The sequence below is a fragment of the Saccharopolyspora sp. ASAGF58 genome, assembly GCF_012277335.1.
Classification (GTDB): domain Bacteria; phylum Actinomycetota; class Actinomycetes; order Mycobacteriales; family Pseudonocardiaceae; genus Saccharopolyspora; species Saccharopolyspora hattusasensis.
On the sequence record NZ_CP040605.1, the window covers coordinates 7,258,807 to 7,284,169 of the forward strand.

Sequence of the window (25,363 nt, forward strand, 5' to 3'; positions counted from 1 at the left end):
CGTCAGGCAGTCCACAATGTCTTCTTCACAGCCCACCGTGATCCCCAGGGCTTGGCACTCGAGGTTGACGTTTTAGCGGCAGTCCCCCCTTCATCAGGGTGCTGCCGCAATCGCGGCCGGTCTCATCAACTGCAGCAAGAACCTCTTGCGTCCAAGCAGCTACAGCACTAGCTGTGCAGGCGCGCAGGCTTGCCGGTCAGCTGTTCGACGTCGACAGTCGCCGCGCGGAGCAGGTGATGGGCGAGTTCGAACAACGCCCGGGCCGCAGCGAGTTCGGCACCGACCTCCGGAACGTTGACGTCCTCGGGGCTCCGCTTGGCCAACCCGGTGCCCCGCAGATCGGTCGCGTCCCGAGTGTGCAACTGCGCTTGGGCGTGAGTGCGGTCTTCTTCCTCGGTGAGGTAGATGTCGACCGACCAGTGCTCTGTCGTGGGCATCGCGAAACTCCTCGTCATTCGGTCTGGATCTGCCAGCTCTCGGACAGGAACAGTGCTGCGGCGAGAGGCCGGCAACGAAGAATTCGGTACCTTCGTTGAACACCACGCACAGCAGGGCGAGGAACGCCGCCACAACCCCGAGAGCCCTGCGAACCGTGAGCCATCCCAAGGCCTTCATGAACGGGCGCACATGGGTCATCCTGTGCGCGAACTCCGGGTCTTCGGAACACAGCTGCCGCTCGATCTCTTCGAGAAGGCGCCGTTCGTAGCGTCTTAGCATCGGAACCTCCCGAGATGCACCGAGCGAACCGAACCTACGAGGAAGATGATCGCGGGCCGAGGAGGGGACAACTAGAGCCCATCGGCCCCCGCCCCACGACGTCTCAGGTGCCTCGTCCGGTAGTGCCCGCCGCCCACGTGATCGCATCGTCGATCTCGTCGTACCTGAAACTGTTCACCTCGGCCTGCACGAAGTGCTTGGCGAGATGCGGTACCAGACTCGCCAGTTTGCTGTCCGCCGATAGCGCCACGCGCTTGACCTTGCGGTGGTGGTCGCGCACGAATCGCACGTGCCGGAGCATGCTCGAGACGTTCTCCCAGCCGGGAAACTCGCGGGCGTGGATGACCAGGCCACGCAGATCACCGTGCTCGTTCAGCCACGTATCCGCCGTCTGCGCCAGGGCGTCGAAGTCCTGCACCCGCAGGGGTTCTTCGACCTCGACCACGAGGACTCCGGATTCAGGAACGAGCCGGTGCGACACGCCGGGACCTTCGGGCAATGAGCTCAGCCAGTCGATCGCCGCATCCCGTTCGTCATTGCCGAAGACCCGCACCGGGCAGGGCAGCAGGAAGCCCGCGAGCCGGCTCGACTCCCGGATCCACCACGTGTCGCTGACGACCGCACAGCCGTCGAACAGCTGAATCGCCCCGAACCCGAGCTTGGTGTCCTCCCAAGCCGCCCCCGGCGTGAAACCCCGGAATTCCGCCCCGAACTGGTAGAGGAGTCGAATGCGCCGGTTCTCCCTCCGCGCCGACTCCACGAGCGGCTCGAAGACCTCTTCGTAGTCCTCTTTCGACACCGTGCCAATGGCTTTGACAGCGTCGATCCCGTCCGGTGCGTGCGTCAGCTTCTCAAGCATCTCGGTTTCCCTTGTCGAATCCACAGTGCCGCGAGTCGCTTTCCCGGGTTCCGGCCAGGTGCGTGGTCTGTCGCCGGACAATGTCCGGGACCGACCGGCGGAGTCGTTCGCAGCGAGCTGGTCAGCGTGGTGCGGGCACCGCTGCCGTCGGCATGGTTTGCCACCGGTCGGCCAGCTGCTTCTCCAGCTGTGCCATGGTGGTGTACTCCAGGTCCTCCAGCGGGAGCCGGTGCGGCTCGAACGGTCCGTGGCGGCGCAGGTAGTCCATCACCTCGTTGGTCTGCGCCCGGGCCCGGTCGAACGACGGGTCGTCGAACAGGTCCCGCGGTCCGATCAGCTTGCCCTCGTGGACCTGGAAGCCCAGGGCCACCACCCGCGGCGGACCGTCAAACCGAGCGGGATGCGCGTCGTCGACGCTGACCGGCATCATCGGCGCGTGGTGCGACCCGCGCATGCACCCGCCCGCGGTGTAGGCGAAGGCGAACGGTTCCAGCACCTCGCCGAGGGCGGGCAGCCCGGACTGGCAACGCACGATCATCACCGGGTCGTCCTTGCCGACGTACTTGCCCGCGATCAGCGACAGCCGCTGCGTGGAAGTCGCGACCGCCTGCTCGTGCAAGGTCTTGGATTCCACCGAGTGAATCACGTACCGGGCCGGTGCACCGATGAACATCAGCATCTCGTAGAGCGTCCGCCGCGCCGACGGACGGCCGCTAGGGCCGACCGGCCTTATATCGCGGCTCTCGCCCGGGTACCCAAGAGTCGGCACCTGGCACCAGCGGTGCACCCGGGTTTGAGAGCTGGTCATGACGGCAGACCGGGCCGTAGTCGTGGGCGTGGACGGCTCTTCGCACTCCATCTCCGCGGCGACGTGGGCCGCCGACGAGGCCGATCTCCGGCATTCACCTCAGCTGCACCTCGTGGTGGTCACCCGCGATCCACTGGCCGACGACGACGCTCGGGAAGCTACGTCCGCCGTGGCTGACCGGGTGACCGCTGAACACCCGCGGCTGGAGATCTCGACCGAGGTCGTGCCCGGACACCCGGCAGATGTGCTGGTCCGCCAGTCGGATGCGGCTCAGCTGGTCGTGGTCGGCTCACGGGGCCAGAGTTCGTTGAGCGCGATACTGATCGGATCGGTCAGCGCCAAGGTCGCCATGCACGCGCGCTGCCCGGTCGTCGTGGGTGCGGGACCACCGCGACACCGGCCCGGTCGTGGTGGGGCTGGACAGCTCTCCTTACAGCCGCGCGGCCTTGCGTTTCGCGTTCGACGCCGCAGCTCGCTACGAGACCGAGCTCGTCGCAATGCGGGTGTGGCGAGATGTCGGATACGCCCCGAGCGTGCCCACGCTCAGTTTCGAGACGGCTGATCTGCGGGAACAAGCTCAACGAGTCCTCGCGGAGCAACTAGCCGGGTGGCCGCAGCAGTACCCCGGCGTGCCGGTTCACGAGGTCGTGCAAGGCGGACATCCGGTGGCCGAGCTCGCCGCCGCCGACACGGCACGCTTGTTGGTCGTCGGACACCGCGGCCGAGGAGTTCAACGGGTTGCTGGGGTCGGTGGCCGCTGGGGTGATCCAGCACGCGTCGTGCCCGGTGGCCGTCCTCCGCTGCTAGAGCAGTTGAGGCCTGGGCAGAAGCTCAGTGTTCCTGTCGAGTCCACTTCGGCCCGACGATCTCCCACTCCCGGTGCCACGCGCGTTCTGCACGCACGTCGGCCATCGCTCGAACGCAGACGATCAGCACGAAGCACAGCGCCTCACCTACGAAGATGATCCCGAAGGCGAACCCGACAGCGGACGCACGCACTTGGCTTGCGCTGGGCGGAGCTGTCGTGACGCGCTCAGCGGCGTCCAACCACAACGGGATCTTGCTCCCCACCTTGCTGCCCGGCGGAACCTCAACCGTCTCCGCCCGGGGTGCCCCGTCGGCACCCGCCCACCGCACCTCGGCCCGGTGGCTGGTGACCTGGAAGTCGGGATTGGCCGCCAGCACTTGCTCGGTGGGCTCACCGATCACGACCGCATCCACTTCGTGCCTGGTAGCAGCGGCGACCGCGGCCGCATGCTGGTTCGCCTCGTATGTTGCTCTTCCCCAGGTGATCGCCACCATCGGAACGACGGTCAATGCGGCGATGAGCAGACCGAGCACCAAGAGCGCTTGGACTCGATCCAGACGACGCCGCAACGGATTCGGCCTCGGGCTCAACGCGTGGCTGAGCCAGCTGGCACCAAGCGACACAGAACCGTGGTTCATCACATGTTCCTGGGGAGAGCAGTCCCCTCCAGGCTGGACGACGCGCCCAGGCGCGATCAGGGCATTTCGTCATCGAAGCTGATTTCGGCGGTGGAACCCTGTCGAGCGCCGCTCACGGCGACGGGCAGGCCGCACGCACACCCCCTCAGTTCGTAATGCGGTAGTTCGCCGGGCCGTTCGACCGGGACCGTGCTGTGCGCCTCGGTGACGCAGGGACGGTGGGTGCTTCCGGTGCGTGCATGTGTTTGTGCCGAGGGGCGAGGTGGATCTGGACGGCGTAAACGACCCAGCCCAGAGCGGCCAGGCCGAGCCAGTTGATGGCCCGGTAAACGAGCACGGTCGCCATGGCCGGGGCAGCCGGGAGCCCCGACGTGATCAGCACGCCCAGCAAGCCTCCCTCGGCCAGGCCCGCTCCGCCGGGGAAGATCTGCAACGCGATGGCGCCCTGCACCGCCAGAAATCCCAGCACGAGCGTCGACCACGGCACCGGATGCCCGAGTGACACGACGCTCAAGCACAAGCTGAGGTAGTCCAGGATCCAGCTCAGCGCCGCGAGTGCGGCAACGGCCACCCACTGGGGCCCGCTGGGGCGGAGCAGTCCGATCCGGTCCGACAGGCGTCGCACGGTCGCGTCGGGATCGGTCATCCAGGCGCGCCGGCACGTTCGGCAGCGGCCCGGCAGCCGCCGTCCCAGCCAGGTCACGGCCAGCAGGCATCGGCGCAGCGCCGAGGGGCGGTTCACCACCGCCCAGCACGCCCATGCGGTGAGGACGACGCCACCCGCGAGCGCACCAGCGACGAGCGGCTGGATTTGCCCGACTCCACCCGTCCCCGCGATACCGAGCAGCATCAACACGACCGTGGCAACGGCCCCGGACAACACCACCGACCACGCCGCCAAAGCGACATCGACGTTGCGCTTGCGTAGCTGGTAGGCCGCATAGACGAACCCGGCGGCGTTGCCCACCGCCGGCAGGGTGGTCGACAGCGCGTTCTCCGCGAAATTGATCGCCTGGACGGTCCGCACCGGCAAACGCACGCCACCCGCGATCAACAGCCACCGGTGCAGCTCCCCGTAGGCAGCCAAGGACCCGACACCCAGCAGGACCGCCGCACCGACCCACCCCCACCGGAGATGCGCGAGTTCCGCACCAAGACGCCCCGCCTCGCTCACCAGTACGGGCAGCTGCCACCCCAGGACCCCCAGTCCACCCAACACCACTGCCCACTGGGCGATCGTGCGGACCCGCTGTCGCATCCTCGCTCCCCTGTGCTCCGGTGGTGCGGCGGGAGTACAACCGGCCATGGTTGCCTTCCCCGCTGCTCAGGTCAACTCCTCACCATGCAGGGCAGAGCGGACTCCACATCAGGGTCCAACGACCCCACCCACGCCGGTGTCCGCCAGATCGCCACACGCTGTTCGCGGCAAGCCGCGAACGACTACCCAAATCCCCTACCCCCTCCAGGTATTGAGTGGGAATTCTGGTAGCGGCATCGCGGGAAACCGAGCGATCGAGGTGGATAGCCATGTTCCTGCAACCCGTCGTCGACGATGCCCCGCGTCGGCACGGGGACCTGCTTCCTGAGGCGCGCCATGTCGGTGGTTGACATCGTCGTCGTGGTCCTCGCCGTGACAGCCATCGCCGTGCTGGGCTGGTTCTTCTTCGGGCCGCGCCGAGCCAGCACCGCGCGTCTCGCGAACGGGGTGCAGCGGGCGCAGGTGACCGTACGCGGCGGGTACCGGCCAGACATCATCCGGGTGCGCCAGGGCGTGCCGGTGGAGGTGGTGTTCGACCGCCGGGAATCCGGGGATTGCACCGCCCGGGTCGTCTTCCCCGAGCTGAGGGTCAGCGCGGCGCTGCCCGCGCACGAGAGGACCACGATCCGGCTCATGCCCGACGAGCCCGGCTCGTTCGGGTTCGCCTGCGGGATGAACATGGTCCACGGCACCCTGCTGGTCGAACCATCGGACACCTCCGCAACCGATGACGAAACCGCGCAGACCGCGGCGGCGAGCCGCCAAGCCGAGTCGCCTGCCCTCGAAAGCGGCGATGTCGAAGCAGCGGAGCGGCGCACCGAGATCACCGATCTGACCCGCCGGGTGTTGGTGGGCGCGGTGCTCACCGCGCCGGTGGTGTTCGCGGTGATGGCCCAGTCGTTCTTCGAAGTGCCCTGGATGCCCGCGGCGCTGCTCGACCACTGGGTGCAGCTCGCGCTGATCACGCCCGTGATGTTCTACACGGGGTGGCCGATCCACCGCACCGGCTGGTTGGCGCTGGCCCACCGCAGTGCGGAGATGAACAGCCTCATCACCCTGGGCACGGCCGCAGCCTACGGCTACAGCCTGCTGGTCACCCTGTTCCCGGGCGCGTTCCCGGAAGACGTGCGCGCGGTCTACTTCGAGGCCGTAGGCGTGATCCTCACCCTGATCCTGCTCGGCCGACTCTTCGAAGCCCGCGCGAAAGCCGGTACGGGTGAGGCGATCCGCGCGCTGCTCGGTCTGCAGGCTCGTACCGCGCGCGTCGTTCGCGGCGGCGTCGAGGTGGAAGTGCCCGTCGAGGACGTCGTGGTCGACGACGAGGTGGTGATCCGCCCTGGGGAGAAGATTCCCGTCGATGCGACCGTGCTGGCCGGGTCCTCGGCGGTGGACGAGTCGATGGTCACCGGCGAGCCGATGCCGGTAACCAAACACGCCGGTGACACCGTGATCGGCGGGACGATCAACGGCACCGGCTCGCTGCGGGTCCGCGCGGCGAAAGTCGGTACCGACACGATGCTCGCCCAGATCATCCGCATGGTTCGGGAGGCGCAAGCCTCCAAGGCCCCGATCCAACGCCTTGCCGACGCCACCGCCGCCTACTTCGTACCGACCGTGATCGCCGTCGCCATCACCACGTTCGCGGTCTGGTTCGTCCTCGGCCCGCCGCCCACGCTGACCCTCGCGCTGACCTCCGCGGTCGCGGTGCTGATCATCGCCTGCCCTTGCGCACTCGGCCTCGCCACGCCACTGTCCATCATGGTCGGCACCGGCAAGGGAGCCAGAGCGGGCATCCTCATCCGTTCCGCGGAAGCGTTGGAGACCGCGCACAAGCTCGACACCATCGTGCTGGACAAGACCGGCACCATCACGGTGGGCAAGCCTGTGCTCACCGACGTCGTGACGACCGGGGCGATGTACGACGCCGAGCTACTCGCGTGGGTCGCCGCTGCCGAAGCCGACAGCGAGCACCCCTTGGCCATGGCTGTCGTCGCCGGGGCTCACGATCGCGGCCTGGCCCCACCTCCGGCAAGCGGTTTCGACTCCGTCACCGGGAAAGGCGTCCAGGCTACTGTGGACGGTCATGCGGTGGTGGTCGGGACCTCTGCCCTGCTTGCCGACACCGGGGTCGGTGCCGACTCGCTCGACCCGATCAGCGAACGGCTGTCCGCCGAGGGCAAGACCCCGATCCTGGCCGCCGTCGACGGCGAACCCGCCGGGGTGCTGGCAGTCGCCGACACCGTCAAGGCCGACTCCGCCGCAGCGATCGCCGACCTGCGGCGGCTGGGCATCGAGGTCGTGATGATCACCGGCGACAACGCCCGCACCGCCGCCGCCATCGCCCGGCAGGTAGGGGTGCGTCGGGTGCTCGCCGAGGTGCTGCCCGAGCACAAGGCCGACGAGATCCGCCGCCTGCAAACCGCGGGGCGCCGGGTCGGCATGGTCGGAGACGGCATCAACGACGCCCCCGCGCTGGCCCAGGCCGATGTCGGCCTAGCCGTCGGCACCGGTACCGACGTGGCCATCGAATCCGCCGACATCACCCTGACCTCCGGCTCGCTGGCCGGTGTGGTCACCGCGATCCGGCTCTCCCGAGCCACCATGCGCAACATCCGGCAGAACCTGTTCTTCGCCTTGATCTACAACGCGATCGGCGTGCCCGTCGCCGCGGGCGTGCTCTACCCAATGCTGAGCATTCGGCTCTCTCCGATGATCGCCGCCGCCGCAATGGCCCTGTCCTCGCTGTCGGTCGTGGGCAACGCCAACCGCCTGCGCCGCCACCGGATCGCACCCCTGTCGCCGGCTGAACCCGGCACGGCCAGACCAGACGTCGAGGCTGGAGGCCGGTCATCCAGTTCGCTGCCCGCCCCAAGGGGATGACTACGACGCCACTCCGCCGCGCGGCCTCGATAGGGCCAACTGGCCTTATTTCCCGGAGCAGATCCGGGTACTCATGAGACGGGCAGCAGGAGGTTTGGCATGGAGTCGAGTGGGCGCGTGGTCGTCGGAGTGGACGGCTCCGAATCGTCACTGACGGCGGCGGGGTGGGCTGCGAAAGAAGCCGACCTCCGGCACACCAAGCAAGTACACGTCGTGATGGTCTCCGGTGACCCAATGTGGGACGACGACGCATGGGACATCGTCGGGCCTACGGCGGACCGGATCGCAAGCCACCACCCGAGACTGGAAATCTCCTCCGACGTCGTGCCCGGCGACCCGGCAGACGTCCTGCTGCAGCTCTCCGACGGCGCCGAGCTGGTCGTGGTCGGTTCACGCGGACGAAGCGCACTGGCCGCGACCTTGCTGGGCTCGGTCAGCGCCAAGGTGGCTACCCACGCGCGGTGCCCGGTCGTCGTGGTCCGAGACCACCGCGACAGCGGCCCGGTCGTAGTCGGGCTGGACAACTCCCCGCTCAGCGGTGCCGCCCTGCACTACGCGTTCGATGCTGCAGACCGGTACGAGTGCGAGCTCGTGGCCGTGCAGGTGTGGCAAGACATCGACTACGCGGTCGTGCCCCACCTGGAATACGAGCTGGCCGATCTGCGCGACGAAGCGCTGCGCGGGGTGGCAGAGCAGCTCGCCGGCTGGGCCGAGCCCTACCCGAACGTGCCTGTCCGCAAGCTCGCCCAGCGGGGACACCCGGTGGCCGAGCTCGCCGCCGCAGCCGAAGATGCACGGCTGCTGGTTGTCGGGCACCGCGGACGCGGCGGGTTCACCGGACTGCTGCTGGGGTCGGTGGCCGCCGGCGTGCTGCACCACGCCCAGTGCCCGGTCGCTGTCGTCCGTGACGCGGAAGGTTGAGGGAGTGCCATGTCAACACCGGACCAGCCCGTCGTGGTGGGCATTGACGGATCAGACAGCTCGATCGCGGCTGCCGCCTGGGCCGCCGCGGAAGCGGATCGCCGCCACGCGCCGCTTCACGTCGTGATCACCAACGACGATCCGGCCCGCGCCGATTACGCCGAGAAGGCGGTCCAGAAGGCCGCGGCGGAGTGCAGTGCCAACCGGCCGAATCTTGCGGTGACCGCCGAAGTCGCGACCGGTCATCCCGTCGAGGTGCTGTTGCGTCAGAGCGCGAAAGCACAGTTGGTGGTTCTCGGTGCGCGTGGGCATGGCGGTTTCACCGACGCCCTGCTGGGCGGGGTGAGTGTCGGCGTGGCCACCCACGCGGCCTGCCCGGTCGTCATCGTGCGCAAGGGCATCCCCACCACCGTGGGCCCAGTGGTCGCCGGTGTGGATGATTCACCGTGCAGCCAGGAAGCGCTGCGGTTCGCGTTCGCCGCCGCAGAGCGGCTGGGCACCGACCTGGTCGCGATGGAGGTGTGGCACGAAGAAGGCCTGCTCGCCGTGCCCTTGACGCCCGCCGACCGCGAACAGGTGGAGCGGGGGATCAAACAGTCGCTGGGCAAGCAAACCGCTGCCCTGCGCGAGGAACACCCAAAGGTCACGGTGCGCGAGGTGGCCCAGCGGGGACACCCCGTAGCAGCCTTGACCGACGCGGCCCGCGACGCGTGTCTGCTCGTCGTCGGGCACCGGGGCGGCGGCGGGTTCGACGGGCTTTTCCTGGGCTCGGTAGCCGCAGGCGTCTTGCACCATGCCCAGTGCCCTGTGGCTGTCGTCCGTGCCGCAGGAGGAACGTCGTGAGCGGCAACTTCCTGCTCTGAAACAGGACGGGGAGCGCAGTAGGGCCGGCACGTCACCCGGCGCGCAGGACCGCGACCGGGCAAGAGGCGCGGTTGACGACCGCGTGGCTCACCGAGCCGAGCAGGCTGCGACGGATGCGTCCTCGCCCATGGCTGCCCACCACCAGCAGGCTCGCGCCCTCGGCTTCTCTGAACAGCGCCTCGGCGGGCTTTTCCGGCGTCACCACCCGCCGAACGCTGACATCGGGATACCTCTCGCCCCAGCCCGACAGGGAGGAGGCGAGCACTTCCTCGGCTTCTTCGCGCACTTCGCCCCAAGGCAGCTCCCACTGCTGTACCCGGGCGAAGGGGTCCAGCGGCAGGTCGCTCCAAGCGTGCACCGCGACCAGTTCACTGCCGTGACGAGAGGCGAAGTCGTAGGCGAAGCCAATGGCGAGTCGGCTGGCCGGTGATCCGTCGGCGCCGACGACGACCGGCGCCGAACCAGGCTGCTCGCGCTCACCGCGGACCACAACGACGGGTGCCCCGGTACGCCGCGTCAGCAGTTCCGCCGACGTGGAGCCCAGCACTCCGAGCTCCACCTCGATGCGCGGCCCACCGAGCACCAGCACCTCGGCCTCGCCCGCCAGGTCCTCCAACACCTCCGCCGGATCCCCGAACGGCATGCTGCTGTGCACTTCCAGCGCCGCGTCGATTTCCTGGCAGCCGGCGACAAGTTCCGCGAGCTCCTGCCGCAGGATCTTTTGCAGCGGCTCCAGGACATCACCTTCGCCCGGCACCTTGATCGGGGTGTGCTCTTCGAACGGCCACGCAAGCACGTGCACCAGCAGCAGGGGCCGACGCCGACTGGATGCCTCGCGCGCTGCCCACCACACAGCCCGTCGAGAAGACTCCGTCAGATCGAACCCCACCACCACCGCCTTGCGGCTGGTCTCATTCATCCCGATCTCCCCCTCACTGCTGACTCGCTCTAATCGAGCGCGGGATCAAGCGAGGCCCCACCGGCCTGCAGTTGTTGCTCGGTCCGCTCCGGCATTCCCTCGGGGACGACTAGCACCGGGCATCGTGCCTTGTGGATGCACCGCAGCGCCGTGCTGCCCAAAATCGCGTCAGCGACCCGCCCTCGACCACGATCACCCAGCACCAGCATCGCGGCGTGCGCCGACCGCTCGGCCAACACCTCGGCAGCATCACCCTCGACGAGTTCGATGTGGACCTCCGGCGTCGTGGTTCCGCCCATGCAGCCGCGCACCACATTCTTCAGGTCCTCCCAAAGCTGTTCCCGCACGTGGTGCGGCGCCAGGCCAGGACGCATCAACATCGGGCCCGGCCCGGCGAGAACAGCGTGCGACGTCCAAGCCATGACCGCGCGCACCGGGACGCACCGCTGCCGTCCTTCAGCAAGGGCCCAGCGCAGCGCTCGCGCGCTCGCGTCCGATCCGTCCACTCCCACCACGAGAACCTCATAGCCGGTCACTGCTCCCACCTCGCACTCCTGCCTCGGCGCAAGCGAATCCACTTCGGTTCGACGACGTCCCACTCCCGGTGCCACGCTTGCTCCGCGAGCGAATCGGGAACAACCCGAGTACCGACGATCAGTGCTAGGCACAGCACCTGCCACGCGATCCGGACGAACGCAGCGGCCGTGATGGCACCAAGCATGATCTGCATCGCGATCCCGAGCAGCGCAACGCCCAACAAGACGGCGATGATCGTCGCAACGACGCGATCGACCCAGCGTCGCAACGCCTGGACCAGCCATCGCAGGTTGTCTCTCGGCGAACCGTTCATCGCTGGCTCCCCGAGCGGATCGGTATCGATGTCAAGGCTGCGCCATGCGTTCGACCGGAATTAGGGCACTTTGTCACTCGCGCCTCAGGTTCAGGTCAGGGGCCCCAGGACCCTCGCCGAGCGAACGCTGAACGATCACAGTGACGGCATCGAACGTGCGGATGAGGAGTCGTGCATGCGAGCGTTCCCAGCGGCCTTCGGGCTGACATCCGGCCAGACTGAGCAGATCATCCGGCTGGCCGCGATGGCTCCGTCGCTGCACAACAGCCAGCCGTGGCGCTTCCGGATCCTGCCTCACCTGATCGAACTGCACACCGATCCGAAGCGGCAACTGCCGGTCGCCGACCCCGAGGACAGGGAATTGCGGTTGGCGTGCGGGACGGCGCTGTTCAACCTGCGACTCGCTCTGGAACAAGCAGGGATCCGACCGGTGGTGACCTTGTTCCCGCACCTGGCGGCCGCCACCACGCTCGCCGAGGTGCGCAGCGGCGGCCAAGCGCATCAGCGCCCGGACGACCTCCGGTGTTACGAGGTGATCAACCGAGCGGCACAGCCATCGACAGCCGTTCCGCAACATACCGGTGTCCACAGAAGACCGGCACTTGCTGATGCGCGCTGCCCACGAAGAGCAAGCCTGGCCGCACGTGGTACAGCCAGGCGAGCACGGCACTTGGCTGACCGCAACCGCACAAGGCCTGGTCGCATCGATGATCTCCGAGGTCGTCGAGGTGCCGGACACGCGTGAGGAGCTCCAACGGCTGCTCGGCGGGAACGTCATCCCACGAGCACTGCTGCGGATCGGCCACGGCGCACCGTCGGTCGCCTCACCCCGCCGCGACGTCGGTGACATGCTTGTGAACGGTGTCGCCGAAGCATTCGAAACCTGAGGTGTCGCGCGGTTCGGCAGTCCGCGCGACACCGCCTTGAGCAGGGCCCATCCGTGGCTTGCGAACCGCGCACCGGCTCCCGGCGGGAGAGTCCCCTTTCCTACCGGAAGAATCACTCACGAGCGCGCCTGCTTTGCCGCAGCGCGCAGGGTGGCGCGCATGATGGCCTTGACGAACGGCGACACCGTCCGCCAGTAGAGCGTGAAGATCCGGCGCGTGATCGGATCGTCGAGCGTGGTGCGGATGTCGTAGGTGGCCAGGCTGCCGCGACGGCCGTAGGGGCGCACCGAGAGCGAGGTGACGATCTTTCCCCTGCCGGGCTTGCCGTACTCTGCGAACTCCTCGGCCGTGATCTCCTCCATGCGCACGATCGGCGTCCAGAACCTGCCCACCGCACCGAAAACCACTTCCCGGCCTGGCTGTTCGCCGAGCAGCACCCAGTCTCCGCTGATGCACAGGTCGTCGTAGGTCAAGCGGGTCGGAACCCGAGGCGGAACGCGGCGTTTGAGCCGTTCCGGCAGTCCCCGCGCCCACATGGCCAGGTCCGCGGTTCGCGACCTGATGGTGAGCAGGTCGAGATGTCGCAGCGCCTGGTACATCGTCTCCGGCGGCGCGTCGACGACCAGGTGTTCGACCGCGCCGACGTCGTAGCGCGCCGCGAAGTCGTCGACGCTCACCGAACGCTCGGTGACCTCCCACGCCGCCGAGGCGACGTCAGGGGGCTGGGTCCGCGTCTTGTCGGTCTCGTCATTCATCAGCCCTTCTCCCTTCATCGTGTTGGGTTTCGCCGACGATGACGACCGGGCAGTCCGAATGGTGCAGGACACCGCGGGCGACCGAACCGAAACCGATTACCGTGCTGCGGTGGCCGACGACCAGCAGCTGGGCCGAGGAAGCGGCGAGGGCTCAACTCCTCGGCGGGATTGCCGTAGCGCACGTCCATGCCGAACTGGACGCCGGGGTATTTCGCCGTCCAATCGGTCAGGTTCACTGCCAGATCGCTTCGGGCTTCGTCCAGTGTCGACCACATCGCCATCGATGCGGGCCCGATCCGGAATTGCCGGCCGGTGACCGGCCGCCACACGTGCACCGCCACCAGCAGGGCGTCGCGCAGGGCAGCTTCTGCGAAGGCGAACGAGACCGCCGCCGAACCGAATAGCGGCTCTGCTACACCGAGCACCACCAGCCCCAGGGCGAAACTGGTCCGACGCTGCGGAACGATCACGACTGGACAGCTCGCTCGTTCCGCGACCGCTCTGCTCACCGATCCCAGCAGCGTCTCGGCAACGGCACCCCGGCCGCGCGAACCGACGACGAGCAGCTGGGCGTCGCCGGACTCCCAGACCAGTGCATTCGGCGGGAAACCGTGCACCACGTTTTCGGAAACCTCGATCTTGCGACGCTGACGACGGCACAACGCGCCGGTGCTGCGCACGACGCTCCAAGCCTGCGAGCTGTCGCCGCTCGCGACGACCGTCACCAGCCGCAACGGCACACCACGCAGGGCGGCCTCGTCAGCCGCCCACAGGGCTGCGGTCGCCGACTCAGCGGAGCCATCAACGCCCGCCAGCACGCACCGCATCCGCTTTCCCCCACGTCGAGATCGGATGGACCGGGTCTTACCCAACTCGTTCTCGGGTACCACCGGTGCCGAACGCCCAACCCAGCTGTCACCTCCGGCGTCTGTGGTCGGCCAATGCCGTCATCCGGCGCCGGTATTCCTCTTCGTCGAATGGGGGTACTTCTCGCTCCAGCTCGCGAGGGTGTCGGCGAGGACGCGCTCCTCTTCGTCTTGGATCGCCGCTGCGCGGCCCTCGACGTGGAAGCTGTACCAAGCCTGCTCGGTGCCGACCGTGTGCCAGGCGTGGACGGCTTCGAGGGGTGCACCGCGCATGGCGGCCTCCTCGAATGCCGTGTTCAGCACCGTTTCCACGCCAGGCGAGTCGTCCACGCCAACTACGACGGCGGCGTCGGAGGCTTCCGTCGAGGGCCGTCGCACCACTGCGACCGAGCAGTGCCCGCGTGCGCACAGGGCGACCGCGACCGAACCCATCAGCCCAGTCCACGGATCGCCAGTACCAGGTTCGCCAGGGCCGCGCCGAAGGAGATGCGCCGGTCCCGCCCATGGGGGTCGTGCTGCGCCAGCAGTTTCGGTCGCTCCCGGAGCTGGGCGGTCCGGCCGTGGATCGTCAGCGCCCACGGGCGGGTGTTGTGCACGGACGGTGCACAGTCGACCGCTTCACCGAGCATGGCCGATTCCGCGGCGGACCACGCGTCCGGCCCGTGGCTCCCGTCCATCTCGGCGCTGCCGACACTCATCGCGACCCCTCTTTCTCCTGGTGTGCGACGGAGTCCTGGGCGATGCTGCGGACGAGATCGACCGCGGTGAGCACGCCGCACACCCGCCCGTGCCGCATGACCAAGACGGCATCGGTGTGGGCGTCGATCATGCGTTGCGCTGCGACACCGATGTCGTCGGCCGCGTCCACCCGGGGTCCCTGCGCCGGGCACAGCGAGCCGACCGAAGTGGTCGTCTTCGGGTACTGGGCCGCGATGCCCTGCAGCAGGTCTGCCGCGTTCACCAGCCCCACGGTGTCCTCGTCGGCGACCACGGCGAGGTGGTGCACGTCGCGGCGGTACATCTCGTACAACGCATCCATCGCGGCCAGCTCGGGTCGGACCGCGACCACGGGGGTGCTGGCGAGGTCGAGCGCGGTTTCCTGGTCGGTCATGTTCCACCTCGAAGGGCCGTACCCGGTCCCGACCGTCGCGCGCCCGCAGCGTCCCAGCTAGGGGAGATGGTCACTCGCCGCCGTCAGACGCGGAGCTTGCGGATGAAGGGATCTTCGGGTTCGTGTGGCTCCAAGCGGATGCGCGCGTCGGGGATGCGAACGCCCTGCTCGGTGACGATCACGGGGTTGAGGTCGGCCTCGGCGACCTCGGGGAGCAGTTCGGCCATCCGTGCCGTGCGCAGGAGCACATCGATCACGGTGTCCACATCCAGCGGCCGGTCCGGTCGCGGGCCGAACAACTGGGGCGCGGCCCGCAGTTCGTGGAGCATGTCCTGGGCATCGCGGGTCGTGAGCGGTACGAGGCGTCGGCTGCGGTCGGCGATCAGGTCGGTGTCGGTGCCTCCCATGCCGAAGACGACGATCGGGCCGAAGGAGGGTTCGCTGAGCACACCGACTAGGAACTCACGCCCCGGCTCGACCATGGGTTGCACCACGACACCGTGGAACCCGGTGCCGAAGCGGTTCCGCAGCCGCGCCCATCCAGCGCGCAGTTCGGCGACCGTGGACACGGCGAGCACCACGCCGCCGGCTCGGCCTTTGTGCACGAGTCCCTCCGCTTGGGCTTTGAGTACGACGCTGCCGCCCAGCTCGTTGAACGCGGCACGGGCTGCGGCTTCGGTGTTGCATACCGTCGAGGGCACGGTCGGGAGTCCGAAGGCCGCGAGGAGTTCCTGCACCGCATCGGGTTCAAGCCAACCGCCTTCGGGCGTTCGGGCCAGCGCCTCGGCCACGAGACGGCGCGCGGCAGCCACGTCGATGTGCGGGAGGTCTGGCACGGCGCCCTGCGGTCTGGCCAGCCAGCGGGCATACCCGGTGACGTCAGCCAACGCACGGGCGGCGAGCGTGGTGTCGGCGAACATTGGCACCCGGATCTCACCGGCAGCAAGCGAGATCAACGATTCCCGCTGTCCTGCGTGCACGGCGAGCACCGGTTTGTCGCATCCGTCGGCGCGGGCGCGGGCCACGGTGTCGGCGAGGATCGCAGCCGGGTTGCTGACTGCGGTCTGTAGGACCGGAACGACCACGGCCTCGACTGCGGGGTCCCGCAACACGAGCTCCACGCTCCGGCCGAAGGCGGCCTCGTCGATCGTGGCGGTCGTGTCGACCGGGTTGCGCACGCTGGCCTCTTTCGGCAGCAGCTCCGCGAGTTCACGTTCTGCCTGTTGCAGCACCGCGAACTCGAGTCCGGCTTGCGCGCAGGCGTCGGCGGCGAGCACGCCGAGGCCACCTGCATTGCTGATCACAGCCACGCGCGGTCCGGTTGGCAAGGGCTGCCAGCTGAGCACGCAGAGCACGGCGGCGAGTTCTTCCAGATCGTCGACCCCGATCGCGCCGGTCTGCCGCAGCAAGGCGTCCCGGCTGCTGCGCGGGGTCGCGGTCGCTGCCGTGTGCGAGAGAGCGGCTTGCTGGGCGATCGGGCTGGCACCGCTGCGCAGCACGATCAGGGGCTTAGTCCGGCCGATCCGCCGTGCCAGCCACGCGAACTTGCGGGGGTTGCCGAAGGATTCCAGATACAGCACGCCGATTCGGGTGCGTGCATCGCGCTCCCACCACAGCAGCATGTCGTTGCCGCTCACATCGTACTTGTCCCCTGTGGACACCAGGGTGGACACGCCCAGCCCGACGTCGTCGAGTTTCTCCAGCAAGGCGATGCCCACGCCGCCGGACTGCGTGGCGATGCCCACCTCGCCCTCCGGGATCCCCGCAGCGCTGAAGGTCGCATCCAGCCGCACGGCCGGGTCGGAGTTGACCACGCCGAGGCAATTCGGTCCCACCAGCCGCATCCCCCACCGACGAACGGCCGTGAGCAAGCCGTCCACAACGATTGGCTTACCGGTGATTCCCGCTGCCACCACGGCCAGTGCACGCACCCCGCGCCGTCCGCATTCCTCCGCCACATCCGGGACGCTGTCGGCAGGCACGCACAACACCGCCATTTCCGGCGGTTCCGGAAGATCGGCCACGGATCGGAAAGCGGTCAGGCCGTGGACGTCGCCGCCGCGGCGGTTGACCGCGTAGATCGTTCCGGTATATCCGCCCTGGATGATGTTGCACAGCAAGGCGTTGCCCACCGCCGATGCCCGGTGGCTCGCACCGACGACCGCCACCGACGCCGGGCAGAGCACGCGGCGGAGGCTGGCGACGTCCGCGACCCGCTCGCGGTCGCTGACCCTGGCGTAATACGGCTCCCCGGAATCCAGCGCGATTCTCACCTGGTACGACGAACCGTCCAGACGGGCGTCGTACTGCAGGCCGCTGTCGCGGAGCACCCGCAGCATCGCCGAGTTCGCCGCCAACACCTCCGCGAGGAACGCCCGCACACCGCGTCGCCGTGCTGCCGCGACCAGGTACTCCAGGAGCAAGGTCGCCACCCCACGCGCGTGCCGAGCGTGTTCGACCAGAAACGCCACTTCGGCCACTTCCGGGATCACCACCTCGAAATGGCCAACGCCGATTAGAAGCTGACCGGTGAACACCCCGAGCGCGACCACATGCGCATCACCGGTTTCCACCAGTTTCTGCGCAAATCGCTTGACGGCCGATTCCGACGGTGCGCCGAAGAACCTGAAGTAGCGGTCCTCAGTCGAGAGCGTGCCGTGCAAGCGTTCCAGCTCGGCGAGATCGCCAGGCTCCAGCGGGCGGACGGTGACAACGCTGCCATCCGTGAGCACCGCCCGCACGGCCTCCGTGCTGTCTACTGCTGGCACCGGCTCGGCTCCCCTCACGCGATTCCCCGCACTCGTGAGAAGACCACCCCACCTCAACGGCGACGATAGGGCCCATCGGCCCTATCAGCACGACGGTCGTGGTTGGCAGCGTGGTCAGAGTTGCGGACCTGGCATCGTGGGGAGCGCGAGGCATGGCACGTACGAAGCAGTCCGTCGTCGTCGGCGTGGACGGCTCTGAGTCATCGTTGGAAGCGGCGTTGTGGGCAGCGGCCGAAGCCGAACGCCTATTGCTTCCGCTGCGCGTGGTCCTGGTCAACAACGATCCCACCCGCGATCCGTTCGCCAAGGAAGTGGTGCGCGACATCGGCAACACCTGCCGCCGGGCCGTGAGCGACCTGGAAGTCAGCGAAGAAGTCACCAACGGACATCCCGCCGAGGAGTTGGTGCACCGATCGGCCTCCGCGCGGCTGATCGTGGTGGGCTCCCGCGGACAAGGCGCGTTCCGGGAGACGCTGCTCGGTTCAACCAGCGCAGCGGTCGCCACGCACGCCTCGTCCCCGGTAGTCGTCGTCCCCGCCCCCGGCGCCGCTACGTCCGGACCCGTAGTCGTCGGGGTCGATGACTCGACCGGGAGCCGGAAGGCATTGCGCTACGCCTTCGACGCCGCTGACCGACGCCGCAGTGAACTCGTCGCAGTGCAGGCGCTGCCGAACGCCTACTTCATCCCCGGCCCCTACGACCACCCGGACCGCGACGAACTCGTGGCAAACGCCAAGAAGCGCCTCGCCGAACAGGTGTCCGCCTGGACTGAGTCCTACCCGGAAGTGGTCGTGCGCCAGATCGTGTCGAACATCCCGCCGGCGCAAGTACTGCGCGAGGCCGCACAGCATGCGCAGCTGCTGGTGGTGGGCCATCGTGGGCTCGGGGGATTTCCCGGTCTGCTGGTGGGTTCGGTGGCCAGAGGCGTGTTGCACCACCCGCCGTGTCCGGTCGCGGTGGTCCCGGGCTGAAGGCCTCTTCCCGGAGGGGGAGTCCGTGGGGCGAGATGCGTTCGTGGAATGGGAACAGCGGTTCGGGCACGGCGAGACCGGAGTGCTCGGGCGGTTGCATGCCGCTGCTGCGCGACGGGAGCGCATCAGCGCGAGCGACCTGCACGTCATCGCCGAGGAGGTCCGGCGGCCGGTGGCCGCGGTCACCGGTGCGGCGGGATTCTACGCCGATTTCGCCGGTCCGCGCGGCACTCGTCACGTCCGGATCTGCGCCGGAACCTCGTGCTTCGTCTCGGCAGGAGGCCACACCATGCCGCTGGCCGAAGCGGCTCTCGGTGTCGAACCGGGCCACGCCAGCGCCGATGGTTCGACGTCGTTGGCCGGGGTCTACTGCCTGGGCTATTGCTACGCCTCGCCGACCGCCCTCGACGGGCACACGCCGATCACCGGTCCTGCGCTCGGTGACCGGTTGCTCTCCGCCGACCACCCGGTCGCCCCGGCGCCCGCGATCCCCTACCGCGTCGCCGGCCGCCGGGCCGTGACGCTCGCGGGGCTGACCGGTGCGGAGGACGCCTGGCAGGTGTGGCCGCATCTCGTCACCAACGGATCCCCGGACGCGGTCCGCGCCGAGGTCGCGATCGCCGGCCTGCGCGGCCGAGGCGGTGCCGAATTCCCGGTGGTGCAGAAGTGGGAGGCGGTGCGCGGCCCGGCGCCGAGGTTCGTGGTGGCCAACGGCGACGAGGGCGATCCTGGTTCGTTCTGCGACCGACTGCTGTTGGAAAGCGACCCGCACCGCGTGCTGGAAGGACTGGCCCTCGCCGGTTTTGCGGTCGGCGCGAACCGGGGCGTGGTGTTCGTGCGGTCGGAATACCCCGTTGCGGTGGGGAGGATGCAGGCTGCGGTGGAAGCAGCGCGCGCTGCGGGGCACTTCGGGGCCGGTGTGCACGGCTCGTCGTTCGACTTCGACGTCGAGATCGTGGAAGGCGCAGGATCCTACGTCGCCGGGGAGGAAACCGCGCTGCTACACGCCTTGCAGGGGTTTCGCGGCAGCGTCCGGCCCCGGCCGCCGTACCCGACCGAGTACGGCCTGGCCGGGCAGCCCACCGTGGTGAACAACGTCGAAACGCTCGCGGCGGTGCCGTGGGTGCTGCGACACGGCGGCACCGCATACGCACGACTCGGCACCCCGGTCGAAACCGGCACCAAACTGGTGTGCCTGAGCCAGCGCTTCCGAAATCCCGGCGTCTACGAGGTCGAGTTCGGGGTCCCGCTGCGCTACCTCGTCGAAACTCTCGGCGGTGGCCTCAAACCCGGCTACCGGCTTCGGGCCTTGCAGGTCGGCGGGCCGCTCGGCGGGTTCCTCTCCCCCGACGACCTGGACGTCCCGCTGCTGGCCGAGGCGCTCGCCGAAGCCGGGGTGGCGCTCGGGCACGGCAGTCTCGTCGCCATCGACGACGGGATCACCGCGCGGGAGTTGCTCCGGCACGTGTGGAGCTTCGCCGCAGCCGAAAGCTGCGGCGCCTGCACCCCTTGCCGCGTCGGCACCCGGCGCGGCCGGGAGTTGGCTGCATGCTTCCCGACCAGTTCGGAGAAAGTACTGTCACAGCAGGAAAAACTGCTCGACGTGATGAGCACCGGCAGCCTGTGCGCCTTCGGCCGGGGCGTACCGGGCTCGGTACGAAGCCTGCTGCGCGTCTACCGGGACGAACTCCTCGCAGGAGAACGCTGATGCGCGTCACCATCGAGAACACCACTGTGGACGTCGCGGACGACGCCACGGTCCTCGACGCCGTGCGCGCCAGCGGCACCGACCTGCCGACCCTCTGCCACGACGACCGGCTATCCCCACGCGGGTCCTGCCGCACCTGCCTGGTCCGCGCGGGAGGCCGAATCGTCGCCGCGTGCACCACGCCCACCAGCGAAGACATGCACGTCGACCTCGACGACCCCACGGCCCGACGAGCGGCCAAGGAAGCGGTCGAACTGATCATCTCCGAACTCCCTGCAAGAGCATTGGAAATCCCGGCCGAACGCAGCGAACTCGTCCGGGCCTGCGCCCACTTCGGCATCACCGCCAGCAGCTTCACCGGCGCCACGCACGACCGAGGCGTCGACCACTCACACCCCTACGTCAAGCTCGACCGCGACCTGTGCATCGCCTGCGGGCGATGCGTAGCCATGTGCGCCGAAGTCCAAGGCACCTTCGCACTCGAACTCACCGGCCGCGGCTTCAACACCGTCGTCACGCCAGGCGACGGCGGGCCATGGGTCTCCTCCCCCTGCGTCGGCTGCGGCGGCTGCGTCGACAGCTGCCCCACCGGCGCACTGTCCGAACCCGGCCTGCTCGACCTCCGCCCCATCACCACGACGACCACGACCACCTGCGGCTACTGCGGCGTCGGCTGCACCCTCGACGTCCACGTCCGCGACAGCACCATCGCCGCCATCACCCCGACGCACGGCGCTCCGGTCAACCGCGGTCACGCCTGCATCAAGGGCCGATTCGCCCACGCCTTCACCCGCGCCGAAGACCGCCTGACCACACCCCTGCTGCGACGCGACGGGCAACTGGTCGAAACGACCTGGCACGAAGCCCTCACCACGATCGCCCAGCGACTGACGGACATCCGAGACCGGCACGGCCCGGACGCCATCGCCATGATCTCCTCCGCCCGCGCCACCAACGAGGAGAACTACCTGGCCCAGAAGTTCATCCGCACCGCCATCGGCACCAACAACATCGACAACTGCTCCCGCCTGTGCCACGCACCCTCGGCCGCCGGGCTCACCGCTACCTTCGGTCTAGCCGGCGGCACCAATCCGCTCGACGACCTCGACCACGCCGACTGCATCCTGCTCGCCGGCGCCAACCCCACCGAGGCCCACCCCGTCGTCGGGGCCCGCATCAAGCAACGCGTGCTGGCCGGAGCCCGGCTCGTCGTTGTTGATCCCCGACGCATCGAACTCGCCGCGCTCGCCGACGTCCACCTGCAAAACCGGCCGGGCTCCAACGTCGCCGTCTTCAACGCGCTCGCACACCAGCTGATCGACGACGACCACATCGCTCACGACTTCCTCGACCAGCGCACCACCGGGTTCGACGAGGCCGCCGCGCTCCTCCAGGACTACCGGCCGGACACCGTCGCCGGCATCGCCAACGTGCCACCCGCGGCCCTTGTGGCAGCCGCAAGGATTTTCGGACGGGCAGAGCATCCTGTCATCGTCTACGGGCTCGGGATCACCGAGCACGCCCACGGCACCGACGGCGTGCGCACCCTCGCCAACCTCGCCATCCTGCGCGGCGCGGTCGGCACCCCGGGCTGCTGCGGGATCCTCCCACTGCGCGGACAGAACAACGTCCAAGGCGCATCCGACATGGGTGCACTGCCGGACACGCTGCCCGGCTACCAACCCGTCACGGACGCGGCCGTCCGCGACCGCTTCGCAGCCGCCTGGGGTCACCCGGTGCCCGAACGCCCCGGCCTGCGCATCCCGCAGATGTTCGACGCAGCCATCAATGGAAACGTACGGGCGCTGTACGTCATAGGCGAGGACATCGCCCAAAGCGACCCGAACACCGGCCACGTTCGCGCCGCCCTGCGCGCATGCGACCTCGTGGTCTGCCACGACCTCTTCCTGTCCCGGACCGCCGAGCACGCCGACGTCGTCCTGCCCGCCGCCTCGTTCCTGGAGAAGGACGGGACCTTCGTCAACTTCGACCGCCGCTTCCAACGCGTACGCCCCGCACTCACCCCACCGGGCCAGGCGGACACCGACTTCGGCATCCTGCACCGCCTCGCCCGCGCCCTGGACGCCGACCTCGGGTGCCACACACCCGCCGAAGCACTCACCGAATGCGCTGCCCTGACACCGGTCTTCGCCGGAATCTCCCACCACCGGCTCGACACCGAAGGCCCGCTGCACTGGCCCTGCCAAGCACCCGACCAACCCGGAGAGGCCGTGCTCTACCGCGAGCGGTTCTCCACTCCTGACGGCCGAGCAGCACTGGCCGCACTCCCCTACCTCCCACCTGGCGAACAACCCGACGCCGAGTTCCCCTACCTGCTGATCACCGGCCGACGGCTCGTGCACTACAACACCGGATCCATGACCCGCCGCACCCCCAACACCGAACTCCGCCCCACCGAAACCCTCGAACTCCACCCCACCGACGCCGCCCACCTCCGCGTGCTAGCAGGCACCAAGGTGACCGTGACCAGCCGCTGGGGCCGAGCCACCCTGACCGCCCACCCCAGCCACGACATCGCGCCAGGCCAGGCCTTCGCCTCCTTCCACTTCCCGAACGCGGCCATCAACGACCTCACCTCGCCCCACACCGACAACACCACCGGCTGCCCCGAGTACAAGGTCACCGCAGTACGCATCACGCCGACACGGTGAGCACGAACCGGGTTTGCCAGATAACCGGCTCACGGACCGAACCGTTGGAGAATCACCAGCCGGCCGCGCCTTCTCAACGACCGTCCTGATTCGAGGTCGATCGGCCCTCCCGCGCAGCCGCAGTTCTCGCCACCGTGGCCTCGCAGGATAAAACGGGACGACACCATCCAATGCGATTCGCAGCGGCAAGCCGGGGGATTCGGGGAGGAGCGATGCAAGCCGGAGACATCATGTCACGGCCGGTCGTCACCGTCCGCGATTTCGACACGATCAAGACCGCAGCCGGAGTGCTGGCCGAACACGGTTTCACCGCCGCACCGGTCGTCGACGACGACGGCGTCCTCATCGGCATCATCACCGAGGCCGACCTGATCCGAGACGCAATTCCCCACGATCCCCGCAGCGGTGTTCGCGACGTGTGGCAAAGCGCACCGCCGACCGCAGTGAACCAGATCATGACGAAGAAGGTGCGCGCCGCGGCACCGGCCACCGATTGCGCCGACATCGCAGAGACGATGCTGAAGCACAACCTGCGCGCCGTCCCCGTCGTGCAGAATCGCGTCGTCGTCGGCATCGTCACCCGACGCGACCTCATGCGCGGAATCGCCCACGACGACGTCGTGATCCGCAACGACGTTCGCCGCAACCTCGACCGCTGCAGCGGGCTCGACCAGTGGCCGGTGTCCGTGCACGACGGCGCGGTCGAGATCACCGACCCGGTCGGCGACCCGGCCAGCCACGACATCGCCCGCGCGTTGGCGCTGGCAACCCCGGGTACGCGGCAGGTGACCGTGGTCGAAGCCGAGCCGAATCGACTGCACGCGTAGCGTACGGAGGAAGCCATGCAAGTCGAAGAAGTTTTCCACCCAGGGACGCTGACGTGTGACGCGTCCGATCCGCTCGAAGAGGTCGCCAGGAAGATGAACGCGGACCACGTCGGCGCTCTCGCCATGCTCGACAACGACAGGATCACCGGCATCATCTCAGAACGGGACATCGTCCGGGCCGTCGCGGAGAAGGCCGATCCGCGAACGGCAACAGCCACCCTGTTCGCATCGCACCAACTGGAAACCGCAGTCTTCGGGGAAGACACCCGAGATGTCGCACGGCGGATGCTCGACGCCGGGATCCGTCACCTACCGGTCAAGCAGGGCCGAATGGTCGTCGGCGTGATCTCCATGCGTGACCTGCTGGCCATCGAAACCTGGCTGTGAGACCACGACCGGCGTGGCTCATCAAGCGGATTCCGCACCGCTCTGCGCCCGGCAGGGTGGTGCTACCTGGGCAGCGCGGTACTCGAGATGCAGGTGAGACGACTTGCAGGTCATCGAAGCGATCCGAAATTCGTGCGCCCCAGCTCCCACGCAACAGAGGACCGAACATTAAATTCAACTGGACATCAAGCACCGAAGTGGTGCCAGTCTCGCTTATAGTGTCCCGCCCGCCGTGCGCGGGGCTGCCGACTCGTTCCTGTCGTCGCCGATGGGGTCTCGTTTGAGGTAGTCCTCCATGTCGAACATGTTGCCCTGCGAGCGGTCCATGACATCGAGCATCGTGGTCATTTCCGCGACCTGTTCGACCTGTTCGGTCAGGAACCAACGCATGAACTGCTCGCCGAGGTAGTCCTCATCCTCCCGGAGCGTCTGCGACAACGTCGTGACTTCGTCGGTCACGGCACGCTCCTTCTCCAAGGCGAGGGCGATGAGCTCACGGGGATCCTCGAAGGTGTTGCGGGCGGCCGGAACTCCGGGAATCTCGACCTCGATGTTGTTGTCCAACATGTATTGGACGATCCGCATCGCATCGTTGCGCTTCTTCACCGAGTGCCGGTAGAAGTACGAAGCCAGCCGGGGCAGATCCCGCTGGTCGAACCACACCGCGATCGCAAGGTACTGCTGCGCCACGGCCAACTCGTTGCCCACCTGCTCCTCGAAGAGGTTCTGGGTACGCGACGTGCGGGGCACGATCTTCACAACGGTAGCCATACACAAACGCTACGGCGCACCGTTGGCCGCAAAGAACCCGGTTTCCGGCATTCAAGCCAATCGACCGATACCCACCCGCCACACCAAACGCGCTTCGCAACTCCCCTCGACAAACCTT

The 25,363-nt window shown here is 68.3% G+C and carries 26 protein-coding genes and 2 pseudogenes; 11 read left to right on the top strand and 17 right to left on the bottom strand.

Annotated elements, in window-relative coordinates:
* Positions 1–167: 167 nt before the first annotated feature.
* From FDZ84_RS34230 to FDZ84_RS34245, 4 genes and pseudogenes are all read right to left on the bottom strand, one after another.
* Positions 168–437 (bottom strand): DUF1876 domain-containing protein, encoded by a 270-nt coding sequence (locus tag FDZ84_RS34230; protein ID WP_168589212.1) that lies wholly within the window; start codon positions 435–437, stop codon positions 168–170.
* Between the two features lie 100 nt (positions 438–537).
* Positions 538–864, bottom strand: a pseudogene (locus tag FDZ84_RS41340) (DUF3040 domain-containing protein); the annotation flags it as partial.
* Positions 821–1,576, bottom strand: coding sequence for an STAS/SEC14 domain-containing protein (locus FDZ84_RS34240; protein ID WP_168589213.1), 756 nt, complete (start codon positions 1,574–1,576; stop codon positions 821–823). The gene FDZ84_RS34240 and the pseudogene FDZ84_RS41340, both read right to left, overlap by 44 nt.
* A gap of 121 nt (positions 1,577–1,697) precedes the next feature.
* Complete coding sequence (locus FDZ84_RS34245) at positions 1,698–2,384, bottom strand: fructose 1,6-bisphosphatase (RefSeq protein ID WP_305852025.1); 687 nt, start codon at positions 2,382–2,384, stop codon at positions 1,698–1,700.
* On the opposite strand from FDZ84_RS34245, the gene FDZ84_RS34250 reads away from it, so the two are divergent.
* Entirely contained in the window at positions 2,383–2,946 is a 564-nt protein-coding gene (locus FDZ84_RS34250) for a universal stress protein (protein WP_371812731.1), read from the top strand. The genes FDZ84_RS34245 and FDZ84_RS34250 overlap by 2 nt on opposite strands.
* Complete coding sequence (locus FDZ84_RS41345; protein WP_371812939.1) at positions 2,831–3,349, top strand: universal stress protein; 519 nt, start codon at positions 2,831–2,833, stop codon at positions 3,347–3,349. The genes FDZ84_RS34250 and FDZ84_RS41345 overlap by 116 nt, the downstream gene beginning before the upstream one ends.
* Positions 3,350–3,975: 626 nt before the next feature.
* On the opposite strand, the gene FDZ84_RS34260 is transcribed toward FDZ84_RS41345, so the two are convergent.
* Positions 3,976–5,088 (bottom strand): lysylphosphatidylglycerol synthase transmembrane domain-containing protein, encoded by a 1,113-nt coding sequence (locus tag FDZ84_RS34260; RefSeq protein WP_168589215.1) that lies wholly within the window; start codon positions 5,086–5,088, stop codon positions 3,976–3,978.
* 336 nt (positions 5,089–5,424) lie between these two features.
* On the opposite strand from FDZ84_RS34260, the gene FDZ84_RS34265 reads away from it, so the two are divergent.
* The 3 genes from FDZ84_RS34265 to FDZ84_RS34275 all read left to right on the top strand — a co-directional run bounded on the left by FDZ84_RS34265 (position 5,425) and on the right by FDZ84_RS34275 (position 9,732).
* Complete coding sequence (locus tag FDZ84_RS34265) at positions 5,425–7,968, top strand: heavy metal translocating P-type ATPase (RefSeq protein WP_168589216.1); 2,544 nt, start codon at positions 5,425–5,427, stop codon at positions 7,966–7,968.
* A gap of 99 nt (positions 7,969–8,067) precedes the next feature.
* Complete coding sequence (locus tag FDZ84_RS34270; RefSeq protein ID WP_168589217.1) at positions 8,068–8,889, top strand: universal stress protein; 822 nt, start codon at positions 8,068–8,070, stop codon at positions 8,887–8,889.
* A gap of 9 nt (positions 8,890–8,898) precedes the next feature.
* A complete protein-coding gene (locus FDZ84_RS34275) occupies positions 8,899–9,732 on the top strand; it encodes a universal stress protein (protein ID WP_168589218.1) in 834 nt (277 codons plus the stop codon).
* A 52-nt stretch (positions 9,733–9,784) separates the two neighbouring features.
* Here FDZ84_RS34275 and FDZ84_RS34280 read toward each other — a convergent pair whose 3' ends face one another.
* The 4 genes from FDZ84_RS34280 to FDZ84_RS39725 form a co-directional block, all read right to left on the bottom strand.
* Positions 9,785–10,672: a universal stress protein gene (locus FDZ84_RS34280; protein WP_168589219.1), complete on the bottom strand. Its 888-nt coding sequence runs from the start codon at positions 10,670–10,672 to the stop codon at positions 9,785–9,787.
* Between the two features lie 29 nt (positions 10,673–10,701).
* Positions 10,702–11,208: a universal stress protein gene (locus FDZ84_RS34285; protein WP_246868631.1), complete on the bottom strand. Its 507-nt coding sequence runs from the start codon at positions 11,206–11,208 to the stop codon at positions 10,702–10,704.
* Positions 11,205–11,522, bottom strand: coding sequence for a hypothetical protein (locus FDZ84_RS34290; protein WP_168589221.1), 318 nt, complete (start codon positions 11,520–11,522; stop codon positions 11,205–11,207). The genes FDZ84_RS34285 and FDZ84_RS34290 overlap by 4 nt, the downstream gene beginning before the upstream one ends.
* Positions 11,523–11,595: 73 nt before the next feature.
* Complete coding sequence (locus FDZ84_RS39725) at positions 11,596–11,937, bottom strand: hypothetical protein (RefSeq protein ID WP_246868632.1); 342 nt, start codon at positions 11,935–11,937, stop codon at positions 11,596–11,598.
* Positions 11,938–12,103: 166 nt separating this feature from the next.
* On the opposite strand from FDZ84_RS39725, the gene FDZ84_RS39730 reads away from it, so the two are divergent.
* Positions 12,104–12,409 (top strand): hypothetical protein, encoded by a 306-nt coding sequence (locus tag FDZ84_RS39730; protein ID WP_246868633.1) that lies wholly within the window; start codon positions 12,104–12,106, stop codon positions 12,407–12,409.
* Positions 12,410–12,525: 116 nt separating this feature from the next.
* On the opposite strand, the gene FDZ84_RS34300 is transcribed toward FDZ84_RS39730, so the two are convergent.
* The 7 genes and pseudogenes from FDZ84_RS34300 to FDZ84_RS34325 form a co-directional block, all read right to left on the bottom strand.
* Entirely contained in the window at positions 12,526–13,164 is a 639-nt protein-coding gene (locus FDZ84_RS34300; RefSeq protein WP_246868634.1) for a hypothetical protein, read from the bottom strand.
* Positions 13,157–13,291 carry a universal stress protein gene (locus FDZ84_RS38310; protein WP_210435804.1) on the bottom strand — a complete coding sequence of 45 codons (135 nt, stop codon included), beginning with the start codon at positions 13,289–13,291 and terminating at the stop codon, positions 13,157–13,159. Before FDZ84_RS38310 ends, FDZ84_RS34300 begins: the two co-directional genes overlap by 8 nt.
* A gap of 391 nt (positions 13,292–13,682) precedes the next feature.
* Positions 13,683–13,991 (bottom strand): annotated as a pseudogene (locus FDZ84_RS39735) (universal stress protein); the annotation flags it as partial.
* A 120-nt stretch (positions 13,992–14,111) separates the two neighbouring features.
* Complete coding sequence (locus FDZ84_RS34310; protein ID WP_168589222.1) at positions 14,112–14,462, bottom strand: universal stress protein; 351 nt, start codon at positions 14,460–14,462, stop codon at positions 14,112–14,114.
* Positions 14,462–14,728: a hypothetical protein gene (locus tag FDZ84_RS34315; protein WP_168589223.1), complete on the bottom strand. Its 267-nt coding sequence runs from the start codon at positions 14,726–14,728 to the stop codon at positions 14,462–14,464. Before FDZ84_RS34315 ends, FDZ84_RS34310 begins: the two co-directional genes overlap by 1 nt.
* Positions 14,725–15,141, bottom strand: a complete 417-nt coding sequence (locus tag FDZ84_RS34320; RefSeq protein ID WP_168588224.1) for a cyclic nucleotide-binding/CBS domain-containing protein — start codon at positions 15,139–15,141, stop codon at positions 14,725–14,727. The genes FDZ84_RS34315 and FDZ84_RS34320 overlap by 4 nt, the downstream gene beginning before the upstream one ends.
* Before the next feature lie 83 nt (positions 15,142–15,224).
* Positions 15,225–17,909 carry an acetate--CoA ligase family protein gene (locus FDZ84_RS34325; RefSeq protein ID WP_246868635.1) on the bottom strand — a complete coding sequence of 895 codons (2,685 nt, stop codon included), beginning with the start codon at positions 17,907–17,909 and terminating at the stop codon, positions 15,225–15,227.
* Positions 17,910–18,061: 152 nt separating this feature from the next.
* Between FDZ84_RS34325 and FDZ84_RS34330 the strand changes: the two genes are divergently transcribed.
* The 5 genes from FDZ84_RS34330 to FDZ84_RS34350 all read left to right on the top strand — a co-directional run bounded on the left by FDZ84_RS34330 (position 18,062) and on the right by FDZ84_RS34350 (position 24,474).
* Positions 18,062–18,880 (top strand): universal stress protein, encoded by an 819-nt coding sequence (locus FDZ84_RS34330; protein WP_168589224.1) that lies wholly within the window; start codon positions 18,062–18,064, stop codon positions 18,878–18,880.
* A 25-nt stretch (positions 18,881–18,905) separates the two neighbouring features.
* Positions 18,906–20,588, top strand: coding sequence for an NAD(P)H-dependent oxidoreductase subunit E (locus FDZ84_RS34335; RefSeq protein WP_168589225.1), 1,683 nt, complete (start codon positions 18,906–18,908; stop codon positions 20,586–20,588).
* On the top strand, positions 20,588–23,260 hold the full coding sequence (fdhF, locus tag FDZ84_RS34340) for a formate dehydrogenase subunit alpha (RefSeq protein ID WP_168589226.1): 2,673 nt from the start codon (positions 20,588–20,590) through the stop codon (positions 23,258–23,260). The genes FDZ84_RS34335 and fdhF overlap by 1 nt, the downstream gene beginning before the upstream one ends.
* 212 nt (positions 23,261–23,472) lie before the next feature.
* Positions 23,473–24,087, top strand: a complete 615-nt coding sequence (locus FDZ84_RS34345) for an HPP family protein (RefSeq protein WP_246868636.1) — start codon at positions 23,473–23,475, stop codon at positions 24,085–24,087.
* Between the two features lie 15 nt (positions 24,088–24,102).
* Entirely contained in the window at positions 24,103–24,474 is a 372-nt protein-coding gene (locus tag FDZ84_RS34350) for a CBS domain-containing protein (RefSeq protein WP_168589227.1), read from the top strand.
* Positions 24,475–24,687: 213 nt separating this feature from the next.
* On the opposite strand, the gene FDZ84_RS34355 is transcribed toward FDZ84_RS34350, so the two are convergent.
* The gene (locus tag FDZ84_RS34355; protein WP_168589228.1) at positions 24,688–25,245 is read right to left on the bottom strand and encodes a ferritin; all 558 of its coding nucleotides are present in this window, start codon (positions 25,243–25,245) and stop codon (positions 24,688–24,690) included.
* Positions 25,246–25,363: the final 118 nt, after the last annotated feature.

Coding starts and splice junctions, on each gene's coding strand:
- FDZ84_RS34245 (WP_305852025.1), bottom strand. CDS start 2,384: ATGACCAGCTCTCAAACCCGGGTGCACCGCTGGTGCCAGGTGCCGACT.
- FDZ84_RS34320 (WP_168588224.1), bottom strand. CDS start 15,141: ATGACCGACCAGGAAACCGCGCTCGACCTCGCCAGCACCCCCGTGGTC.
- FDZ84_RS34270 (WP_168589217.1), top strand. CDS start 8,068: ATGGAGTCGAGTGGGCGCGTGGTCGTCGGAGTGGACGGCTCCGAATCG.
- FDZ84_RS34330 (WP_168589224.1), top strand. CDS start 18,062: ATGGCACGTACGAAGCAGTCCGTCGTCGTCGGCGTGGACGGCTCTGAG.
- FDZ84_RS34350 (WP_168589227.1), top strand. CDS start 24,103: ATGCAAGTCGAAGAAGTTTTCCACCCAGGGACGCTGACGTGTGACGCG.
- FDZ84_RS34250 (WP_371812731.1), top strand. CDS start 2,383: ATGACGGCAGACCGGGCCGTAGTCGTGGGCGTGGACGGCTCTTCGCAC.
- FDZ84_RS34300 (WP_246868634.1), bottom strand. CDS start 13,164: ATGAATGACGAGACCGACAAGACGCGGACCCAGCCCCCTGACGTCGCC.
- FDZ84_RS34280 (WP_168589219.1), bottom strand. CDS start 10,672: ATGAATGAGACCAGCCGCAAGGCGGTGGTGGTGGGGTTCGATCTGACG.
- FDZ84_RS34260 (WP_168589215.1), bottom strand. CDS start 5,088: ATGCGACAGCGGGTCCGCACGATCGCCCAGTGGGCAGTGGTGTTGGGT.
- FDZ84_RS34275 (WP_168589218.1), top strand. CDS start 8,899: ATGTCAACACCGGACCAGCCCGTCGTGGTGGGCATTGACGGATCAGAC.
- FDZ84_RS34240 (WP_168589213.1), bottom strand. CDS start 1,576: ATGCTTGAGAAGCTGACGCACGCACCGGACGGGATCGACGCTGTCAAA.
- FDZ84_RS34310 (WP_168589222.1), bottom strand. CDS start 14,462: ATGGGTTCGGTCGCGGTCGCCCTGTGCGCACGCGGGCACTGCTCGGTC.
- fdhF (WP_168589226.1), top strand. CDS start 20,588: ATGCGCGTCACCATCGAGAACACCACTGTGGACGTCGCGGACGACGCC.
- FDZ84_RS34315 (WP_168589223.1), bottom strand. CDS start 14,728: ATGAGTGTCGGCAGCGCCGAGATGGACGGGAGCCACGGGCCGGACGCG.
- FDZ84_RS34230 (WP_168589212.1), bottom strand. CDS start 437: ATGCCCACGACAGAGCACTGGTCGGTCGACATCTACCTCACCGAGGAA.
- FDZ84_RS34290 (WP_168589221.1), bottom strand. CDS start 11,522: ATGAACGGTTCGCCGAGAGACAACCTGCGATGGCTGGTCCAGGCGTTG.
- FDZ84_RS34345 (WP_246868636.1), top strand. CDS start 23,473: ATGCAAGCCGGAGACATCATGTCACGGCCGGTCGTCACCGTCCGCGAT.
- FDZ84_RS34265 (WP_168589216.1), top strand. CDS start 5,425: ATGTCGGTGGTTGACATCGTCGTCGTGGTCCTCGCCGTGACAGCCATC.
- FDZ84_RS34355 (WP_168589228.1), bottom strand. CDS start 25,245: ATGGCTACCGTTGTGAAGATCGTGCCCCGCACGTCGCGTACCCAGAAC.